Annotated in this window: 17 protein-coding genes; 15 read left to right on the forward strand and 2 right to left on the reverse strand. The window is 39.0% G+C overall.

From position 1 onward, the window contains the following. Positions 1-37: 37 nt before the first annotated feature. The 12 genes from NE363_RS08475 (at position 38) to NE363_RS08530 (ending at position 12,391) form a co-directional block, all read left to right on the forward strand. Positions 38-1,393 (forward strand): MFS transporter, encoded by a 1,356-nt coding sequence (locus tag NE363_RS08475; protein WP_445536249.1) that lies wholly within the window; start codon positions 38-40, stop codon positions 1,391-1,393. 15 nt (positions 1,394-1,408) lie between these two features. Next, positions 1,409-1,822, forward strand: a complete 414-nt coding sequence (gene pcaC / locus NE363_RS08480; RefSeq protein ID WP_004701356.1) for a 4-carboxymuconolactone decarboxylase — start codon at positions 1,409-1,411, stop codon at positions 1,820-1,822. A 10-nt stretch (positions 1,823-1,832) separates the two neighbouring features. Then, positions 1,833-2,558 (forward strand): protocatechuate 3,4-dioxygenase subunit beta, encoded by a 726-nt coding sequence (pcaH, locus tag NE363_RS08485; protein ID WP_000077913.1) that lies wholly within the window; start codon positions 1,833-1,835, stop codon positions 2,556-2,558. A gap of 14 nt (positions 2,559-2,572) precedes the next feature. After that, positions 2,573-3,202 (forward strand): protocatechuate 3,4-dioxygenase subunit alpha, encoded by a 630-nt coding sequence (gene pcaG, locus NE363_RS08490; RefSeq protein ID WP_445536250.1) that lies wholly within the window; start codon positions 2,573-2,575, stop codon positions 3,200-3,202. Positions 3,203-3,271: 69 nt separating this feature from the next. Continuing rightward, positions 3,272-4,099, forward strand: a complete 828-nt coding sequence (gene aroD, locus NE363_RS08495; RefSeq protein WP_445536369.1) for a type I 3-dehydroquinate dehydratase — start codon at positions 3,272-3,274, stop codon at positions 4,097-4,099. A 19-nt stretch (positions 4,100-4,118) separates the two neighbouring features. After that, entirely contained in the window at positions 4,119-5,570 is a 1,452-nt protein-coding gene (locus NE363_RS08500; protein ID WP_445536251.1) for a NosD domain-containing protein, read from the forward strand. 56 nt (positions 5,571-5,626) lie between these two features. Further along, entirely contained in the window at positions 5,627-6,946 is a 1,320-nt protein-coding gene (locus NE363_RS08505) for a carbohydrate porin (RefSeq protein ID WP_445536252.1), read from the forward strand. Positions 6,947-7,028: 82 nt separating this feature from the next. After that, positions 7,029-9,458, forward strand: coding sequence for a glucose/quinate/shikimate family membrane-bound PQQ-dependent dehydrogenase (locus NE363_RS08510; protein ID WP_445536253.1), 2,430 nt, complete (start codon positions 7,029-7,031; stop codon positions 9,456-9,458). A gap of 629 nt (positions 9,459-10,087) precedes the next feature. Further along, positions 10,088-10,555: a DUF6438 domain-containing protein gene (locus NE363_RS08515; protein WP_004701369.1), complete on the forward strand. Its 468-nt coding sequence runs from the start codon at positions 10,088-10,090 to the stop codon at positions 10,553-10,555. Between the two features lie 133 nt (positions 10,556-10,688). Then, entirely contained in the window at positions 10,689-11,102 is a 414-nt protein-coding gene (locus tag NE363_RS08520; protein WP_263613827.1) for a YeeE/YedE family protein, read from the forward strand. Between the two features lie 4 nt (positions 11,103-11,106). Further along, positions 11,107-11,520 (forward strand): DUF6691 family protein, encoded by a 414-nt coding sequence (locus NE363_RS08525; RefSeq protein ID WP_263613826.1) that lies wholly within the window; start codon positions 11,107-11,109, stop codon positions 11,518-11,520. Between the two features lie 4 nt (positions 11,521-11,524). Further along, positions 11,525-12,391, forward strand: a complete 867-nt coding sequence (locus NE363_RS08530) for an MBL fold metallo-hydrolase (RefSeq protein ID WP_445536254.1) — start codon at positions 11,525-11,527, stop codon at positions 12,389-12,391. A gap of 94 nt (positions 12,392-12,485) precedes the next feature. Here NE363_RS08530 and pcaU read toward each other — a convergent pair whose 3' ends face one another. Next, positions 12,486-13,298, reverse strand: coding sequence for an IclR family transcriptional regulator PcaU (gene pcaU / locus NE363_RS08535; protein ID WP_004701378.1), 813 nt, complete (start codon positions 13,296-13,298; stop codon positions 12,486-12,488). A 42-nt stretch (positions 13,299-13,340) separates the two neighbouring features. Continuing rightward, positions 13,341-14,261, reverse strand: coding sequence for a LysR family transcriptional regulator (locus NE363_RS08540; protein WP_445536255.1), 921 nt, complete (start codon positions 14,259-14,261; stop codon positions 13,341-13,343). A gap of 88 nt (positions 14,262-14,349) precedes the next feature. On the opposite strand from NE363_RS08540, the gene NE363_RS08545 reads away from it, so the two are divergent. Genes NE363_RS08545 through NE363_RS08555 form a run of 3 tightly spaced genes read left to right on the forward strand, consistent with a single transcriptional unit; the run spans position 14,350 to position 17,428 of the window. Then, complete coding sequence (locus tag NE363_RS08545; RefSeq protein WP_445536256.1) at positions 14,350-15,594, forward strand: acyl-CoA dehydrogenase family protein; 1,245 nt, start codon at positions 14,350-14,352, stop codon at positions 15,592-15,594. 17 nt (positions 15,595-15,611) lie between these two features. Then, entirely contained in the window at positions 15,612-16,733 is a 1,122-nt protein-coding gene (locus tag NE363_RS08550; protein ID WP_445536257.1) for a phosphotransferase family protein, read from the forward strand. Further along, positions 16,730-17,428 carry a histidine phosphatase family protein gene (locus tag NE363_RS08555; RefSeq protein ID WP_086497213.1) on the forward strand — a complete coding sequence of 233 codons (699 nt, stop codon included), beginning with the start codon at positions 16,730-16,732 and terminating at the stop codon, positions 17,426-17,428. Before NE363_RS08550 ends, NE363_RS08555 begins: the two co-directional genes overlap by 4 nt. Position 17,429: the final 1 nt, after the last annotated feature.

Here is a 17,429-nt window from a genome sequence, read left to right on the forward strand (position 1 = left end):
TAGTAGTTTAAAAGGAATTGGCCTTAAGGAGGCAAATATGGCGTCTCAGGATTACGCTGCACCAAATAAAAGTATCGATGCTCAAGCACTAATTAATGATGCACCACTCAGTAAGTATCAGTGGATGATCGCAATTATTTGTTTCTTGATTATTTTTACTGATGGTATCGATACAGCTGCAATGGGTTTTATTGCACCAGCATTGGCTCAGGACTGGGGTGTTGATCGCTCTCAGTTAGGTCCAGTAATGAGTGCTGCACTTGGTGGAATGATTATTGGAGCTTTGGTTTCTGGCCCAACAGCTGACCGCTTTGGCCGAAAAATTGTTCTAGCTATTTCTATGCTTGTATTTGGTGGTTTTACCTTAGCTTCTGCTTATGCAACCAACTTAGATAGCCTTGTTGTTTTACGCTTTTTGACAGGTATTGGTTTGGGCGCAGCGATGCCAAATGCCACTACATTGTTTTCTGAATACTGTCCAACTCGCATTCGTTCACTGCTCGTGACATGTATGTTCTGTGGTTATAACTTAGGAATGGCAACAGGTGGTTTTATTAGCAGTTGGCTCATTCCGACCTATGGTTGGCACAGTCTATTCTTACTTGGTGGTTGGTCACCTTTAATTTTAATGGTTCTAGTGGTTTTAGTTTTACCTGAATCTTACCGCTTCTTAATTGTTAAAGGTAAAAACCCAGAAAAAGTACGCAAAATTTTAAATCATATAGCACCAACTCAGGTTCAAGATGCCACTGCATTTCATGTACCTGAAGAGAAAACTGAAACAGCTCAAAAGAAAAATGTCTTTGGGATTATGTTTTCTAAACCTTATGCGAAAGGAACACTTTTACTTTGGTTGACCTATTTCATGGGCTTAGTAGTTGTTTACTTGCTTACAAGCTGGTTACCAACATTGATGCGTGAAACGGGTGCTTCAATGGAACGTGCTGCATTTATCGGTGGATTGTTCCAGTTCGGTGGTGTGGTAAGTGCATTGTTCATCGGTTGGGCGATGGACAAATTCAACCCGAACCGAGTCATTGCCATTTTCTACTTTGCTGCGGGTCTATTTGCGATTGCTGTTGGTCAAAGCTTAGGAAACTCAACATTACTTGCTGTATTGGTGCTTTGTGCTGGTATCGCAATTAACGGTGCACAATCTTCAATGCCAGCTTTGAGTGCTCGTTTCTATCCAACACAATGCCGTGCTACGGGTGTGTCTTGGATGACAGGTATTGGTCGTTTCGGTGCGGTATTTGGTGCTTGGATTGGGGCTGTATTACTAGGTAATGATTGGTCATTTACTGCCATTCTTAGCTTACTACTAATTCCGGCGTCTGCTGCGGCTGTTGCTGTATTTGTAAAATCACTTGTTGCGCATACCGATGCAACTTAATAGAGGTCTATCACGATGAATGATGAACAACGCTATAAACAAGGCATTGAGGTGCGGACGGAAGTTTTGGGTGAAAAGCATGTTGGTCGGTCTTTGCAAAACTTAAATGACTTTAACCAAGATTTTCAAAACTTTATTAGCCGTTACGCATGGGGTGAGGTGTGGTCTCGTCCGGGCCTACCGCGTCATACACGTAGTTTAGTCACTATCGCAATTTTATTGTCGCTTGGCCGTGAAGATGAACTACGCATGCATTTACGCGCTTGTTTCAACAATGGTGTAACTAAAGAAGATTTAAAAGAGTTGATCTTACACAGTTCACTCTATGCAGGTTTACCTGCGGCAAACGCTGCAATGCATATGGCTGAAGAAGTCTTTAAAGAGTTGGGAATAGAAGTAAACCCAATTGCAGCGAAAGAACAGGATTAAGGAGATAAAGATGTCACAACATAGCTGGGGTGCTTACGCCCAACGTAATACAGATGATCATCCACCAGCGTATACGCCAGGTTATAAAACAAGTGTATTGCGTTCGCCAAAAAATGCATTGATCTCTATTAACGAGACTCTAACTGAAGTTACTGCGCCGCATTTTTCTTCAAACTTGTTTGGTCCAAAAGATAACGACTTGATTTTGAACTATGCCAAAGATGGTTTACCAATTGGTGAGCGTGTCATTGTGCATGGTTATGTTCGTGATCAATTTGGTCGTCCTGTAAAAAATGCACTTTTAGAAGTATGGCAAGCCAATGCTTCTGGTCGCTATCGCCATCCAAACGATAAGTTTATTGGTGCAATGGATCCTAACTTTGGTGGTTGTGGTCGCACCTTAACTGACGAAAACGGTTTTTATATTTTCCGTACCATTAAACCAGGTCCATATCCATGGCGTAACCGTATTAATGAATGGCGTCCTGCCCATATCCATTTCTCTTTAATTGCTGATGGTTGGGCTCAGCGTTTAATTTCGCAATTTTATTTTGAAGGCGATACGCTCATTGACACTTGCCCGATCTTAAAAACAATTCCTTCTGAAGATCAACGTCGTGCCTTGATTGCGCTAGAAGATAAAAACAACTTTATCGAAGCCGATAGCCGTTGTTACCGTTTTGACATCACTTTGCGTGGTCGTCGAGCGACTTACTTCGAAAACGAATTGACTTAATCAGGAGCACGAGCATGAACAACTGGAATTTTCAGGAATTAAAAGAAACTCCATCTCAAACAGGTGGTCCTTACGTTCATATTGGGTTATTGCCACAACAAGCAAATATTGAAGTGTTTGAAAACAACTTTAATAACCAGTTGGTGCAAGACCAGACTAAAGGTGAGCGCATTCGTCTTGAAGGTCAAGTATTTGACGGTTTAGGTCTACCGTTACGAGATGTACTCATTGAGATTTGGCAGGCTGATGCAAATGGTATTTACCCAAGTCAGGCAGATACCCGTGAGCAAAAAGCTGATCCAACATTTCAAGGTTGGGGCCGTACAGGTGCAGACTTTGAAACAGGTGTTTGGAGCTTTAATACAATTAAGCCAGGTGCGACAGCAGGCCGTAAAGGTTCAACTCAGGCACCACATATTGCATTAGTCATTTTCGCTCGTGGTATTAATTTAGGTCTTCATACACGTGTTTATTTTGACGATGAAGCTGAGGCCAATGCTAATGATCCGATCTTAAATAGCATTGAGTGGGCACCGCGTCGCCAAACTCTTGTTGCTAAACGTTCTGAAGAGAATGGTGAAGTTGTTTACCGTTTTGATATTCGTATTCAAGGCGATGACGAAACTGTATTTTTTGATATTTAAGGAACACCTAAGGCTACACCTGATTATTCATGGATATGTGTAGCCTTTTTAAGGATGAATGATATGAAAATGAAAACATTATTAAGCTTAAGTTTGCTTACACTCCCATTTTTTGTAGCACAGGTGAATGCTGAACCTGTTGCTTTGGCTTCCCAGACACAACCTGCTATGACAACAGTTAAAACGATTGTTCCGATCACTGCAAAAACTAAAGAGCAAGCTTTAGCTCAAGCTCAAGTCATTGCAAATACAGCGGATGCTGATTTAGCTGAGTTTCGTATCGATTTACTCAGTTTTGCAAGTGATACAAAACAAGTGATTGCATTAGGACATGAATTGAAAAAGATTTTAGGTCATAAGCCAATGATCGCCACCATTCGTACTAAAAATGAAGGTGGTCAGCTCGAAATTAGCGATGCTGATTATGGGAAGACTTATCAAGCTTATTTAAAAAATCCGTTCATGGACTGGTTAGATGTTGAAATGTTCCGTGATCAAAAAGTAGTTTCAGAAATTGTTCAAAAAGCACATCAAAAGAAAGTGCTGGTTGTTATGTCTAATCATGACTTCCAAAAAACACCAAGCCAAGATGAAATTGAAAAACGCTTGTTAAAACAAGATCAGATGGGTGCAGATATTCTCAAAATTGCGGTAATGCCGAAATCTAAACAAGACGTCTTCACTTTAATGAATGCCACTTTAAAAGTAAGTCAGCAAACCAGTAAGCCATTATTGACAATGTCGATGGGGCAATTAGGTACGATTTCTCGTGTTGCAACTGCCAATATGGGCGGAAGTTATAGCTTTGGCATGATTGGTCAGGCTTCTGCGCCGGGTCAAATCGATGTGACTAAGCTCAAACAGATTTTACAAACTGTTCAACCAACAAACCCATAAATCATAAGGATATGATGAAATGAATACATTACGTTTAACTACTCTTGCATTAGGTTTAATGGTTTCAGGAATAACCGCAGCACAAACTTATGTTGTTGACCGTTATCAAGATGATAGCAACAAAGGTTCTTTACGCTGGGCAATTGAGCAAGCTAATGCTAACCCAAGTGAATCGAGCGAGATCTTGATTCAGGCGGTAGGCAAAGCACCTTATGCGATTAAATTAAATAGCGCACTTCCTGAAATTAAAGCACCTGTCAAAATTATTGGTACAGAGTGGGATAAAACTGGTGAATACATCGCAATTGATGGATCAAATTACATTAAAGGCGAAGGAGCAAAAGCTTGCCCAGGTGCAAACCCTGAGCAGTATGGTACCAATGTCCGTACTATGACTTTACCGGGTTTTGTACTACGTGATGTCAATAACGTGACTTTAAAAGGATTAGATATCCATCGCTTCTGTATTGGGGTATTGGTTAACCGTTCAAGCAATAACCTTATTCAGCATAATCGTATTAGTAATAACTATGGTGGTGCTGGTGTCATGATTACGGGAGATGATGGTAAAGGTAATCCGACAGCAACCACTACAAATAACAACAAAGTTTTAGATAACATTTTCCAAGACAATGGTGATGGTTTAGAGCTAACACGTGGCGCTGCTTTTAACCTGATTGCAAATAACCATTTTATTTCTACTAAAGTAAACCCTGAGCCTTCACAAGGTATTGAAATCTTGTGGGGGAACGACAATGCTGTAGTTGGTAATAAGTTTGAAAATTATTCGGATGGCTTACAGATTAACTGGGGTAAACGTAACTATATTGCCTACAACGAAATGACCAATAACTCGATTGGTCTAAATATGACTGGTGATGGCAATATTCTTGATAGCAATAAAGTTCATGGTAACCGTATTGGTGTTGCCATTCGCTCAGAAAAAGATGCAAATGCAAGAATTACATTGACTAAAAACTTAATTTGGGACAATTCTAAAGATATTAAACGCTGTGAAGCTGGTGGATCGTGTGTGCCAAATCAGCGTTTAGGTGCAATTGTATTTGGTGTACCTGCACTTGAACATGAAGGTTTTGTTGGTTCACGTGGTGGCGGTGTAGTGATTGAGCCATCTAAGCTACAAAAAACTTGTACTCAACCAAATGAACAAGGCTGTAACCCTCAACCTAATCAGGGCATTAAAGCACCTAAGTTAACAGCAAATAATGGTTCAGTTAATATCGAAGTTAATGGTTTACCAAACCAGCGCTATCAAGTTGAGTTTTTTGGCAACCAAAAAGTGACTTCAAAAGAAGCTGAGCAATATTTAGGAACAATAACAGTTGCTACAGATACACAAGGCAACGCAAAAGCCAATTGGAAACCAAGTGTCAAAGTTGCATCAATTACAGCGAATGTAACAGATCACTTTGGCGCCACTTCTGAGCTTGGCTTTACGCAAATTAAATAACAACAAATAAAGCGCCTCAAACAGGGGCGCATTTAGAAAAGATAAAAGGATTTAAAATGCCAAATTTAATGAAACTGAGTGTGTTAACGATTGCTGTGATGGGTAGCCAATTTGCTCTTGCAAATGAACCGTGGTCGCAAGACCGTCAATGGTTACTTGGTGATTGGAATGGCGAGCGCCAACAGCTAGAGCAACAAGGCTATAAATTTACAGCTTCTATCATGAGCCAAGCTGCTACAAACTTAGATGGTGGCTACAACGACAATAATACTTTTGAAAATGCTGCACAGCTTTCTTTAGGTGCAAACTTTGATTTAGAAAAAATCGCTGGGTGGAAAGATACAACAGCGAGTCTCGTTGTGACTAAACGTGATGGTAATGCGCTTACTTTAGAGCGTATTAAAGACCCACGCTCTAGCCAACTAGGCAACGCGCAAGAAATTTATGGTCGTGGAAAAATCTGGCGCTTATCTCAAGCATGGATCAAAAAAGGTTTTGCTGATAATACCGTACAAGTCAAATTTGGCCGTATGGGTATGTCAGAGGATTTTAATAGTTCTCAATGTGAGTTTCAGAACTTATTGCTTTGTGGTGGACAGTTAGGAAAATCAATTGGTTCAATTTGGTATAACTCACCAGTTGGTATTTGGGGTGCAAACGTTAAATATCAGTTTGCACCTGAGTGGACTTTTGGAATTGGTGCGTATGAGGTCAATCCAGACAATATTAAAACAGCATCAAATAGTGATGGTTTTAATCTGGATATGAATAATGTGAAGGGCGCAACTATACCAGTTGAGCTCGCATGGAAACCAAAACTTGCAGTCTTTAATGGTTTACCGGGTGAATATAAAGTCGGTGCGCTGTACTCAACTGCAGAAGCAAATGATATTAAAACTGCCGGTAAAGTTCATGACGGAAAGCAAAGTTTCTGGATCAATGCTCAACAACAACTTAGCCATGCCGGCCAAGATCCAAAACGCGGTTTATATGTAAGTTTTAATGGCGTTGTAAATGATAAAGCAACGACTTTTGTTAAAAGTACCCAACAACTTGCGCTCTGGTATAAAGGGCCATTTGACAGCCGTCCAAATGATTCGATTGGATTTGGTATTGCCAATTATGTAGTCAATGATCGTGCTAAAGATAAGCAAATCGCAACAAACGAAAGCCGTGGATATTATAGCTATGATCCGATCGCATCGAACTATATTCCAATTCAAGACGACGAATTAAATATTGAGCTGAACTATACCTATCAATGGTCTCCAGCTGTCATGTTGCGTCCAAATATTCAATATATCCATCAACCTGCTGGTGTAAAAGAGGTTGACGATGTTTGGGTGGCGGGCCTGAGTGTGAAAGTCAATTTTTAACAATGATGATGGCTGGTTAGACATGGTTTAACTGGCCCAAATGCTTGAACTATTTGTGTTCAGTATATGTGGAGTAGGATCTATGTCTGAGTCAGATTCTAAGTTTCATATCTTATTCAAAATATGGTGTTTTATTTTAGGTCTAGTTTTATTGGCTACCGGTGTTTTTTACATTGTCGGTGGTGGAAAACTAGTATCACTCGGCGGTTCTTGGTATTTCCTTATCTCAGGACTGTTTATAACCATTTCGGCAATTAGTATCTTCCGTAAAAAAGCACTTGGTGTCTGGATTTTTGCAGTTGTTTTTATCGGTACGGTAATTTGGTCATTTGTTGACGCTGGATGGGAATTTTGGCCGTTATTCTCGCGCTTAATGTTTCCTGCTGGTCTTTTTGCTGCATTGCTATTTACTTTGCCTTCAATTCGACGTTACCAATTTCAAAGCGGTTCGGCAGCTCCAGCGTATGCTGTTGGTGGTCTAGTCGTTGTCGGTATGTTGATTGTGCTTTACCAAATGTTCCAGCCGCATCCAACAGTAGCAAGTTCGGGTGAAAAGCTACCTTTAGTACCAGTTGATCCTGCAAAAAAAAAGGTAAATTGGGAAAATTATGGAAACGATACGGGCGGTAGTCGTTTTGTTGCTCTCGATCAAATTAACCGAGATAACGTTCATAAGCTAAAAGAAGCATGGCGCTTTAGAACAGGTGATTTTACAACGGGTAGTGGTAATGGTGCTGAAGACCAAATGACCCCGCTACAAGTTGGAAATAAAGTCTTTTTATGTACACCACATAACAACATTTTTGCGATAGATGCTGACTCCGGTAAACAGCTCTGGAAAGCTGAAGTGAACTCTAAAGCCGATGCGTGGGAGCGTTGCCGTGGTGTTGCATACTTTGATTCGACTAAACCACTTGTTCAACCAACTTTGGCTGGTGCGAATGCAGTAACTACGGTTGCAACCAATACAGCATGTCCACGCCGTATATATACCAATACTCCAGATGCTCGTTTAATTGCAGTGAATGCGGACACTGGTGAGCGCTGTGCAGACTTTGGTGTGAATGGAACAGTTAATCTACTCGAAGGCTTAGGCGATGGAACAAAAGCTCCACGTTTTGAAGTCACTTCTGCACCAACGATTGCAGGTACCACCATTGTGGTGGGTAGCCGTATTGCTGATAACGTAGCAGCGGATATGCCGGGTGGTGTTATCCGTGGTTATGATGTGATTACAGGTAAACTCCGCTGGGCATTTGACCCTCGTAATCCTGATCCTAATCATGTTCTAAAACCGGGTGAAACGTATAAACGTAGCTCGGCAAACTCTTGGGCTGCTATGTCTTATGACCCACAAATGAATACAGTTTTCTTACCTATGGGTAGTTCATCTGTTGATATTTGGGGTGGTAACCGTAATCCATTAGACCATAAATACAACACTTCAGTTTTAGCACTTGATGCGACAACAGGTAAAGAGAAGTGGGTATATCAAACTGTTCACAACGACTTATGGGACTTTGACTTACCAATGCAACCGAGTCTAGTCGACTTCCCATTAAAAGATGGTACGACGAAACCAGCTGTTGTGATTGGAACCAAATCTGGACAATTCTTTGTTCTTGACCGAGTTACAGGCAAACCACTGACTAAAGTGATTGAGCAGCCTGTTAAAGCTGCAAATATTCCGGGTGAACAATATAGTTTGACTCAACCTCGTTCTGTTGAAATGCCTCAAATTGGTAATCAGACTTTAACTGAGTCAGATATGTGGGGCGCAACGCCGTTTGACCAACTTATGTGTCGTATTAACTTTAAGTCAATGCGTTACGAAGGTCTATTCACTGCACCGGGTACTGATATTTCATTAAGTTTCCCAGGTTCTTTAGGTGGTATGAACTGGGGTAGTATTGCTTTTGACCCGACTCATCGTTACATGTTCGTAAACGACATGCGTCTTGGTTTATGGGTTCAATTGATTAAACAAACACCTGAAGACATTAAGATTCAGGCGAGTGGCGGTGAAAAAGTAAATACAGGTATGGGCGCAGTACCAATGAAAGGTACACCATATAAAGTGAATAAAAACCGCTTTATGTCTGCTTTAAGTATTCCTTGTCAAAAACCACCATTTGGTACCATGACTGCAATTGACATGAAAACTCGTCAAGTTGCATGGCAAGTACCATTGGGTACAGTTGAAGACACGGGACCTATGGGTATTAAGATGGGCTTGAAAGCACCAATTGGAATGCCGACTATTGGTGGCCCAATGGCAACTCAGGGTGGTTTAGTATTCTTTGCTGCAACTCAAGATTACTATTTACGTGCTTTTGATTCTTCTACAGGTAAAGAACTTTGGAAGTCACGTATGCCTGTTGGTAGCCAAGGAACACCTATCAGCTATGTTTCGCCTAAAACAGGTAAACAGTATGTGGTTGTTTCTGCGGGAGGAGCACGTCAGTCTCCTGACCACGGTGATTATGTAATCGCATATAGCTTAGAGAAGTGATTAAAGAGGGCAAAAGGATAAATTTTCTTTTGCCCTTATTTTTTTATATCTTTTTTATATTAAGGTATTTATGGAAATTCTATATTTTTAGTTAGATAGCTTTACCAAATAGTAAAAAAGTGCTTGAAGTTATTACTAAACTTAGAAAATTCTTATAAACGATTCGACACGAACACTAGTCATAGCCTAACTATTAAGCAATTTTTTATAATGTTTTAACTATAAATAAACTTTAAAAATTTATTAAGTTTTGTTTAACTTAAGATTGTGAATTTTAATTAAAAATAAACATTATTCAGTTTTTAATCATCAAAAACCAGTTTTTTTTGTTGGAAAAACGAGCGTAAATATATATTTATATTATATTTATATAATTTATTGCATTACGCTAGAATGGTTGGCGCAGGTTATTACTACCCAGTAATAATTTGTATTTCAGGAATTTAAGCTTTAATTGGCTTAAGGCTCATCGAAAGATGGGCCTTTTTTTATGTGCATTCTATCCTAATTTTATAAAAATTTGAAAATAGCCTAAGCATTACTAAATAAAGAGACGAAAAATGAGTCTTTAATGACAATTTAGATATGATTTGTTAGATTAAAGCCACTTGATAATAATAGGTGATGTAATGAGATTTTTAGTTCTTGCAACTTTATCTGGTTTAGCTTTAATGGGTTGTGCTTCTGTTCAGCAAGCACCTAATACACAAGAAACAATTCGTTATGCTTCTAGTCCATGTTTTGGTGCATGTCCAATATACTCTGTAGAAGTAACACCTACTGGTTTAATTCGATTTGAAGGTAAACAATATACAAAAACACTTGGTGTTAAAGAAATCCAAGGTAGTGTAAAAGATTATCAAAAACTTGCCAGTGAATTAAAAACTTATCGTCCTCAAACAGGAACTCAATCAAAAACTGCGGGTTGCCAGCAAACTGCAACTGACATGTCTAGCTATTACATTACTTGGATTAAACCTAATGGCACGGAAACAAAATTAAGCCATTACACAGGTTGTATTTCTCCAGCAAACAACAGACTAAATAAAGTTATGGAAAAGTTACCTGAACAATTAGGCATCAAAGATTTAATCTAACGATAAAAGCCCCACAATTTGGGGCTTTTTCTTGTTAAGAATATTTATAGACTTAAGAGTTTTATTTTAAGTATTTCTAAATAAATAAGCGTATAATACATATTATAAAAACATATATTGTTTGGGTGGGTACATGTCAAATATTGTTTATGCCTTTTTAGGTGGTTTGCTACTGGGCATTGCAACAGTCGGTTATTTATATATAAACGGTCGCATCGCTGGAATTAGTGGTTTGCTTGCTCAAGTCATTAATCCGACTAAAGATATCTTTAAAGGCTCCGCATTCTGGTTTATTGCTGGATTAATTATTACACCCTTTATTTATGGCTATTTTTTTCAACCTGAAATTGAAATTAAAGCGAATATGTTTGCTCTTATCTTAGCAGGTTTATTGGTTGGTTTTGGTACTCGGCTTGGATCAGGTTGTACAAGTGGTCATGGTATTTGTGGGATGAGCAGATTGTCAAAACGCTCCATGATAGCAACAGCAGTTTTTATGTTTGCTGGCATGTTAACTGTTTATATCGTTCGTCATGTTTTGGGGTAATGTCATGAAAAACATTTTGGCTTTTATATTTGGTAGTTTGTTCTCTTTAGGTTTAATGATTTCTGGCATGTCTAATCCAGAAAAGGTATTAGGTTTTTTAGATATCTTTGGGCAATGGGATATCAGCTTAATGTTTGTGATGTTAGGCGCGATTGCTGTGGCATTTATTCCATTTCAAAAGGCTATAAAAAGTCCTAAAACAATCTTTAATGAACAAATTCAATTACCAATTAATACACAGATTGACCAAAGGCTAATTGCTGGTGCTTTTATTTTCGGGATAGGCTGGGGAATAGCTGGAATATGTCCAGCGCCAGCTTTAACACTTATCGGATTAGGACATTTTGAAGCGCTTTATTTTATTGTTGCAATGTTATTAGGAATGTTTATTTACCGAGTTTTAAATAAAGGAAATTAAAGATATGCAACAACCTCTAGTAAAAGATTTTTTTGATGAAAACACCAATACTTTTAGCTATGTTGTTGCAGATTTAGCGACTCGTCAATGCGCGATTATTGATAGTGTGCTTGACTACGACGCAGCTTCAGCAACTACAAAAACAACCAACGCTGATTTAATTATCGATTATGTCTTGGCGCAAAACTTCAAAGTACAATGGATTTTAGAAACCCATGTACACGCCGACCATATGACCGCGGCTCAATATTTAAAGTCTCAATTGGGTGGTACAATTGCGATTAGTCAAAAGATTTCAATCGTCCAAGAAACATTTTCTGCTATTTATAATTTTGATTTTAAGAAATTTAATGAAAATCAGCCTTTTGATTATTTATTTGAAGATCATGAACATTTCAAAATAGGGGATATAGAAGCCTATAACATGCCTACACCTGGGCATACCCCAGCTTGCTTAAGCTATGTGATAGGTGATGCTGTTTTTGTCGGTGATACTTTATTTATGCCTGATTATGGTTCGGCCAGATGCGATTTTCCCAAAGGAAGCGCTGCTGAGCTTTATGATTCGATACAAAAGCTTTATACACTTCCTGACGACATGCGCATGTTTTTATGCCATGACTATAAACCCGAAGGCCGTGATGAATATGTCTGTCAAACAGATATTAGAACTCAAAAGCAAAGCAATATTCATTTAAACCAAAGAGTTTCCAAAGACTCATTCATAAAAATGCGTCAAGAGCGAGATGCTACTTTGGCAATGCCAAAATTAATTCTGCCTTCAATTCAAATTAATATGAACGGTGGAAACTTTCCGGAACCAGAATCAAATGGCATCCGTTATTTGAAAATCCCATTCAACTATTTCTAAAAATAGCCTAAGCAGATTCGTTTCGATCATTTTAGGTGTTTGAATAGCCTAAGAAACTAATAAAATTAACTCTGTAAAATAGCCTAAGCAAGATTTAAAGAACTTGTCTTAAATCCCGCGAAGTCTCTTGCAATAACGGCAAAATGTGTTGGATTAAATATTCTTCAGTTGTTTTCATAGTTGGAGAAACAATATTTAAAGCTGCAACCACTTTAAAGTCTTGTCCATAAATGGGTACGGCGAGCGCATGAACACCTAATTCGTGTTCTTCACGTGAATAACACCAATCTTGCTCTCGAATTTCTTTTAGTAACTCTAAAAATTTATCATTTTCGACATGCGTATATTTGGTTAGACGCTGAAGAGGATATTTTTGAAGCCAGTCCAATTGTTCTTGCTGGCTTAAATGTGCCAGTAAAATTTTACCCGCCGATGTCGCATGAGCAGGTAAGCGATTACCCAAGTGCAAACCATATGGATTTACACGGTCGGTTTGTTGGTGGGCAGCACTACGGGCAATGGTAATGGCCTCATAACCATCAAGCACCATCACTGAATAAATGAGAGAAGTTTGGTTAGTTAGAAGATTTAACAAAGGCTGAGACACTTTTGGAAGTTGAGCTGCACCTAAATAAGCTCCTGAAAATTTAAGAACTTTCGGGGTTAAATAGTAATAGTGACCATCTGACTCAAGATAACCTAAATATTCTAAAGTTAATAAATGACGTCTTGCTGCCGCTCGGGTGAGTCCAGTTTTTTCAGCCGCCATAGAAATGTTTAAACGATGTTGATTGCTGCTAAAGCTATCTAAAATCGCCATGCCTTTACCGATGCCAGCAATGTAATCTTCATGACGAATCGTTTTTTTGTTGTCCTGATTCTGGATTATCCGTTCATCTTTACTCATTACTGGTCCTTGTACAATAGAAGCTTAGTAGATCAATTTGCTTTACTGAAAAAGTTTAATAATTTCATGTCGCAAAAATTGATGTCTTAAATTATCCCTTAAATCTTCGTGCCAAAACATACCCATTTTAATATTGGTTATCTCAAAAGGTAGAGAATGTAAGCAAATTTTAGGACTATAAGATAAATGCTGCAAAATCATACGAGGCATGGTCAATATTGCGTCGGCTTGAGCTCCCAAAACTTGTAACGCCGTTGAGTAGTTTTGACAGCGCATAAATACATTTCTTGAAATTTTCTGATGTTGGTTTAAATAAATATCTTCAAGCAAAGCGCCCGTACGGCGTGATGAAACACCGATGTGTCGTCCATTAATATAACGAGATAAATCGACTTCTTTAAATTGACTACAAATGACGAACTTGTCTGTGACCAAATGATCAAAGGTAATTTTAGGAGATAAGTATTGTTCTAGGTCAATCACGAAATCGAGTTGCTGCGTCGCCAAGTCCGCCATAATATGTTTTCGATCTAGCTTCATACTGACAAACTGCAAATCTAAATTAAGATTTTGAAAATGTTGAGCAAGCTTTGGAAGAATAATTGGTTCAATTTCATCATGCACGGCGATTTTTAAGCTTTTTAAACTTGTTGGGTCGAACACATGTTTCTGTTGGCTAATGTTTTGAATGGTTAAAAGTGCTTGCTTCACAGTTGGGTAAATCTGCTCGGCAAAAGGAGTGGCAGACATTTTATTGCCTACTCGTATAAACACATCATCTTCAAGTTGCTGGCGTAATCGTTGTAAAGCATGACTTGCTGCCGACTGCGTAATATTGAGACTACTTGCCGCATTTGAAATACTTTTTTGCTCATAAATTGCGATAAATAGCGGATATAAATTGATATCAATTCGGTGAAAAAAGCTTAAGTCTAAACCGTGAAGGTTATGAATATTATTCATGTGACGGTATTTAATAAAATCATTTCATTCATATTAAGTTTCAAGTTATGTTGATGTAAAGACCAGATAATGATGTAAAGGAAAAAGAATGTTTGAACTCTCAAAAAAAGCTCAGGATTTTACCGAGCGAACAAGAAAATTTATTCTAGAAGAAATAGAACCTATCGAAGCAAAATTTTGGGAAGAAGTTCATGAGTTAAATCCAGATGGAAACTGGAAAAATTGGCAGTGGCCTGAGCTTTTAGAAACTCTGAAATCTAAAGCTAAACAAGCCGGTCTTTGGAATATGTTTTTACCCGATGAAAAACTCGGTGCAGGGTTAACTGTTCAAGAATATGCGCACATAGCTGAATTAACAGGCCGTAGTTTATTGGCACCTACCGTTTTTAACTGTAATGCACCAGACACAGGAAATATGGAATTGTTATGGCGCTATGGCAGTGAGCAACAAAAAAAGCAATGGTTAGAACCTTTATTGGACGGAAAAATTCGCTCTGTTTTTTGTATGACTGAACCAGATGTCGCGTCAAGCGATGCAACCAATATGCAAGCCACTGCACTCATCGACGGTAATAAAATTGTTTTAAATGGAAAAAAGTGGTGGTCGTCTGGTTTAGGTGACCCAAATGCCAAAGTCATTATTTTTATGGCGCATACTCCAGATGAAACCAAAGACCGTCACCATCAACACTCTATGGTTTTAGTACCAATTGATACAGCAGGTGTCGAAATTCAACGGATGTTACCTGTGTTTGGTGACTACGATGCACCGCATGGACACGGTGAAGTCCATTTTAATAATGTTCGAGTGCCTCTTGAAAACTTTATTGGTGGAGCTGGCCAAGGTTTTGAGATTGCACAAGGTCGTTTAGGACCAGGGCGTATTCACCATTGCATGCGTTGTATTGGAGCTGCTGAAAAAGCTTTAGAGCTTATGATTGATCGAGGCATGTCTAGAACGGCGTTTGGCAAAGAAATTTTAAAACTTGGTGGGAACCTTGAACGCGTAGCTGATGCAAGGGTAGCCATAGATCAAGCCAGACTTTTAACCTTGTATGCTGCTTATAAAATGGATACTTTAGGAAATATGGCTGCTTTAACAGAAATATCTGCAATTAAAGTAGTCGCTCCGAGCGTTTTAGAAAAAGTAGTCGATATGGCAATTCAGCTACATGGTGGTGCAGGTGTTTCAAGAGATACGCCATTAACGGGTTTCTTTGCCCAAGCACGCAGTTTACGTTTAGCTGATGGTCCGGATGAAGTACATAAAGGCATGATTGCCAAATTAGAGTTGGCCAAACGTGGTTATTTCGGTCGTCATAAGAAAGTATAAGTTTAAAGGAAGTGAATATGTCGGTAATTGATATAGGCGGTGAAGTACGTGAAGGTGAAGAGCTTGATATTGGGGCAGTTGAAAACTGGTTAAAGAACCAAGGTGTTGAGTTGGTTGGCCCAGCGGTCGTTACTCAATATACAGGTGGGGCATCGAATTGGACTTATCGTTTAAAGTATGAAAATACCGATTTAATTTTGCGCCGACCTCCAAAAGGAACAAAAGCGAAGTCAGCCCACGATATGGCCCGTGAATATATGGTGCAAAAAAATCTTGCGCCTTATTATCCGGTGCTTCCTAAAATGGTGGCACTTTGTCAGGATGAATCGGTCATTGGCTGTGATTTTTATGTCATGGAACGCATTGAAGGAATTATTCCTCGTGCAAAATTACCGCCTGAACTTGGTTTTAATGAAGAAGATGTTCATCAACTTTGTGTAAATGTTATTGATAAGTTGATTGAATTACATCAAGTTCCTTATGAGAACACGCCTTTAGCTGAACTAGGCAAAGGAACAGGATATTGCCGCAGACAAGTTGAAGGTTGGGATAAACGCTATGAAAAAGTCCGTACAATCAACGTTCCTTCATTTAAATATGTTCGAAAATGGCTAAACGATAATATCCCTCAAGACTCTACGACTTGTATTATTCACAATGATTGGCGTTTTGATAATGTGATTTTAGATCCACAGCATCCAACAGAAGTGATTGGGGTGTTGGATTGGGAAATGGCGACCTTAGGTGATCCATTGATGGATTTGGGTAGCGCTTTGGCCTATTGGGTTGAGCCAACGGATAATATGATTTTTAGATCAACACGCCGTCAGCCTACTCACTTAAAGGGAATGTTCTCTCGTAAAGAAGTCGTTGAGTATTATTTGCAAAAAACAGGATTGGAGCCTCAAAGCTGGGCTTTTTATGAAGTGTTTGGTGTATTCCGTTTAGCAGTGATTGCCCAGCAAATCTATTACCGTTATTACCATAAACAAACTCGAAACCCTGCTTTTAAAGATTTCTGGATCGTGATTCATGCGCTACATATCCGAGCTTTAAAACTTATCGCACAGCAAAAATTGCAAGAATCGGAATTTGCTCAGCAATCTTTACAGAAAATACAAGGTATTTTAAGAAAATGACCACAATTTATCTGGTAAGACATGGACAGGCATCATTTGGTAAAAGTAACTATGATGAGCTTTCTGAAAATGGTGAGGCTCAGGCGACTTTGTTAGGCCAATATTTTAAGCAAATATTGAAAGAACAACCTTATGTGGTTGCTGGAACTATGCAGCGCCATGAGCAGACTGCAAAGCTCGCACTTAATGAATGCTTTCCAGATGCGGTGATTCAATATAATAATTTATGGAATGAGTTTAACCATCAACAAGTTTTTGCACGCTATGAGCCACGTTTTGAACAGCCTGAACTGCTAAAAGCTGACGTAGCACAAGAACAAAACCCACGCGCGTATCTTGCCAAAATATTTGAAGGTGCCATTGGGCGATGGACCGATGGCGATTTTCATCATGAATATGATGAGTCTTGGCCACACTTTAAAGAAAGAGTCGAAACAGCATTGCAGCAACTTTGTGATGAGTTAGCAAAAACCAAACCTCGCTATGCAGTCGTTTTTACCTCGGGTGGTGTGATTTCTGTAGCAATTGGAAAACTGCTTGAACTCAGTCCCAATCGAACTTTTGCGTTGAATTGGGCAATTGCGAATACAAGCCTCACGACTTTGCGTTTGGTTGGAAATGAAGCTCAGGTTTTAAGTTTAAATGAACATCATTTTATAAAAGCTGAGCGTCCAGATTTACTGACATGGATTTAAA

The organism is Acinetobacter sp. G18 (assembly GCF_052660225.1).

Excerpts from the sequence above, each read along its gene's own strand:
- pcaH (WP_000077913.1), top strand. The coding sequence starts at position 1,833 with ATGTCACAACATAGCTGGGGTGCTTACGCCCAACGTAATACAGATGAT.
- NE363_RS08510 (WP_445536253.1), top strand. The coding sequence starts at position 7,029 with ATGTCTGAGTCAGATTCTAAGTTTCATATCTTATTCAAAATATGGTGT.
- NE363_RS08515 (WP_004701369.1), top strand. The coding sequence starts at position 10,088 with ATGAGATTTTTAGTTCTTGCAACTTTATCTGGTTTAGCTTTAATGGGT.
- NE363_RS08505 (WP_445536252.1), top strand. The coding sequence starts at position 5,627 with ATGCCAAATTTAATGAAACTGAGTGTGTTAACGATTGCTGTGATGGGT.
- aroD (WP_445536369.1), top strand. The coding sequence starts at position 3,272 with ATGAAAACATTATTAAGCTTAAGTTTGCTTACACTCCCATTTTTTGTA.
- NE363_RS08475 (WP_445536249.1), top strand. The coding sequence starts at position 38 with ATGGCGTCTCAGGATTACGCTGCACCAAATAAAAGTATCGATGCTCAA.
- NE363_RS08520 (WP_263613827.1), top strand. The coding sequence starts at position 10,689 with ATGTCAAATATTGTTTATGCCTTTTTAGGTGGTTTGCTACTGGGCATT.
- NE363_RS08540 (WP_445536255.1), bottom strand. The coding sequence starts at position 14,261 with ATGAATAATATTCATAACCTTCACGGTTTAGACTTAAGCTTTTTTCAC.
- pcaU (WP_004701378.1), bottom strand. The coding sequence starts at position 13,298 with ATGAGTAAAGATGAACGGATAATCCAGAATCAGGACAACAAAAAAACG.
- NE363_RS08555 (WP_086497213.1), top strand. The coding sequence starts at position 16,730 with ATGACCACAATTTATCTGGTAAGACATGGACAGGCATCATTTGGTAAA.
- NE363_RS08530 (WP_445536254.1), top strand. The coding sequence starts at position 11,525 with ATGCAACAACCTCTAGTAAAAGATTTTTTTGATGAAAACACCAATACT.
- NE363_RS08545 (WP_445536256.1), top strand. The coding sequence starts at position 14,350 with ATGTTTGAACTCTCAAAAAAAGCTCAGGATTTTACCGAGCGAACAAGA.
- NE363_RS08550 (WP_445536257.1), top strand. The coding sequence starts at position 15,612 with ATGTCGGTAATTGATATAGGCGGTGAAGTACGTGAAGGTGAAGAGCTT.
- NE363_RS08525 (WP_263613826.1), top strand. The coding sequence starts at position 11,107 with ATGAAAAACATTTTGGCTTTTATATTTGGTAGTTTGTTCTCTTTAGGT.
- NE363_RS08500 (WP_445536251.1), top strand. The coding sequence starts at position 4,119 with ATGAATACATTACGTTTAACTACTCTTGCATTAGGTTTAATGGTTTCA.
- pcaC (WP_004701356.1), top strand. The coding sequence starts at position 1,409 with ATGAATGATGAACAACGCTATAAACAAGGCATTGAGGTGCGGACGGAA.
- pcaG (WP_445536250.1), top strand. The coding sequence starts at position 2,573 with ATGAACAACTGGAATTTTCAGGAATTAAAAGAAACTCCATCTCAAACA.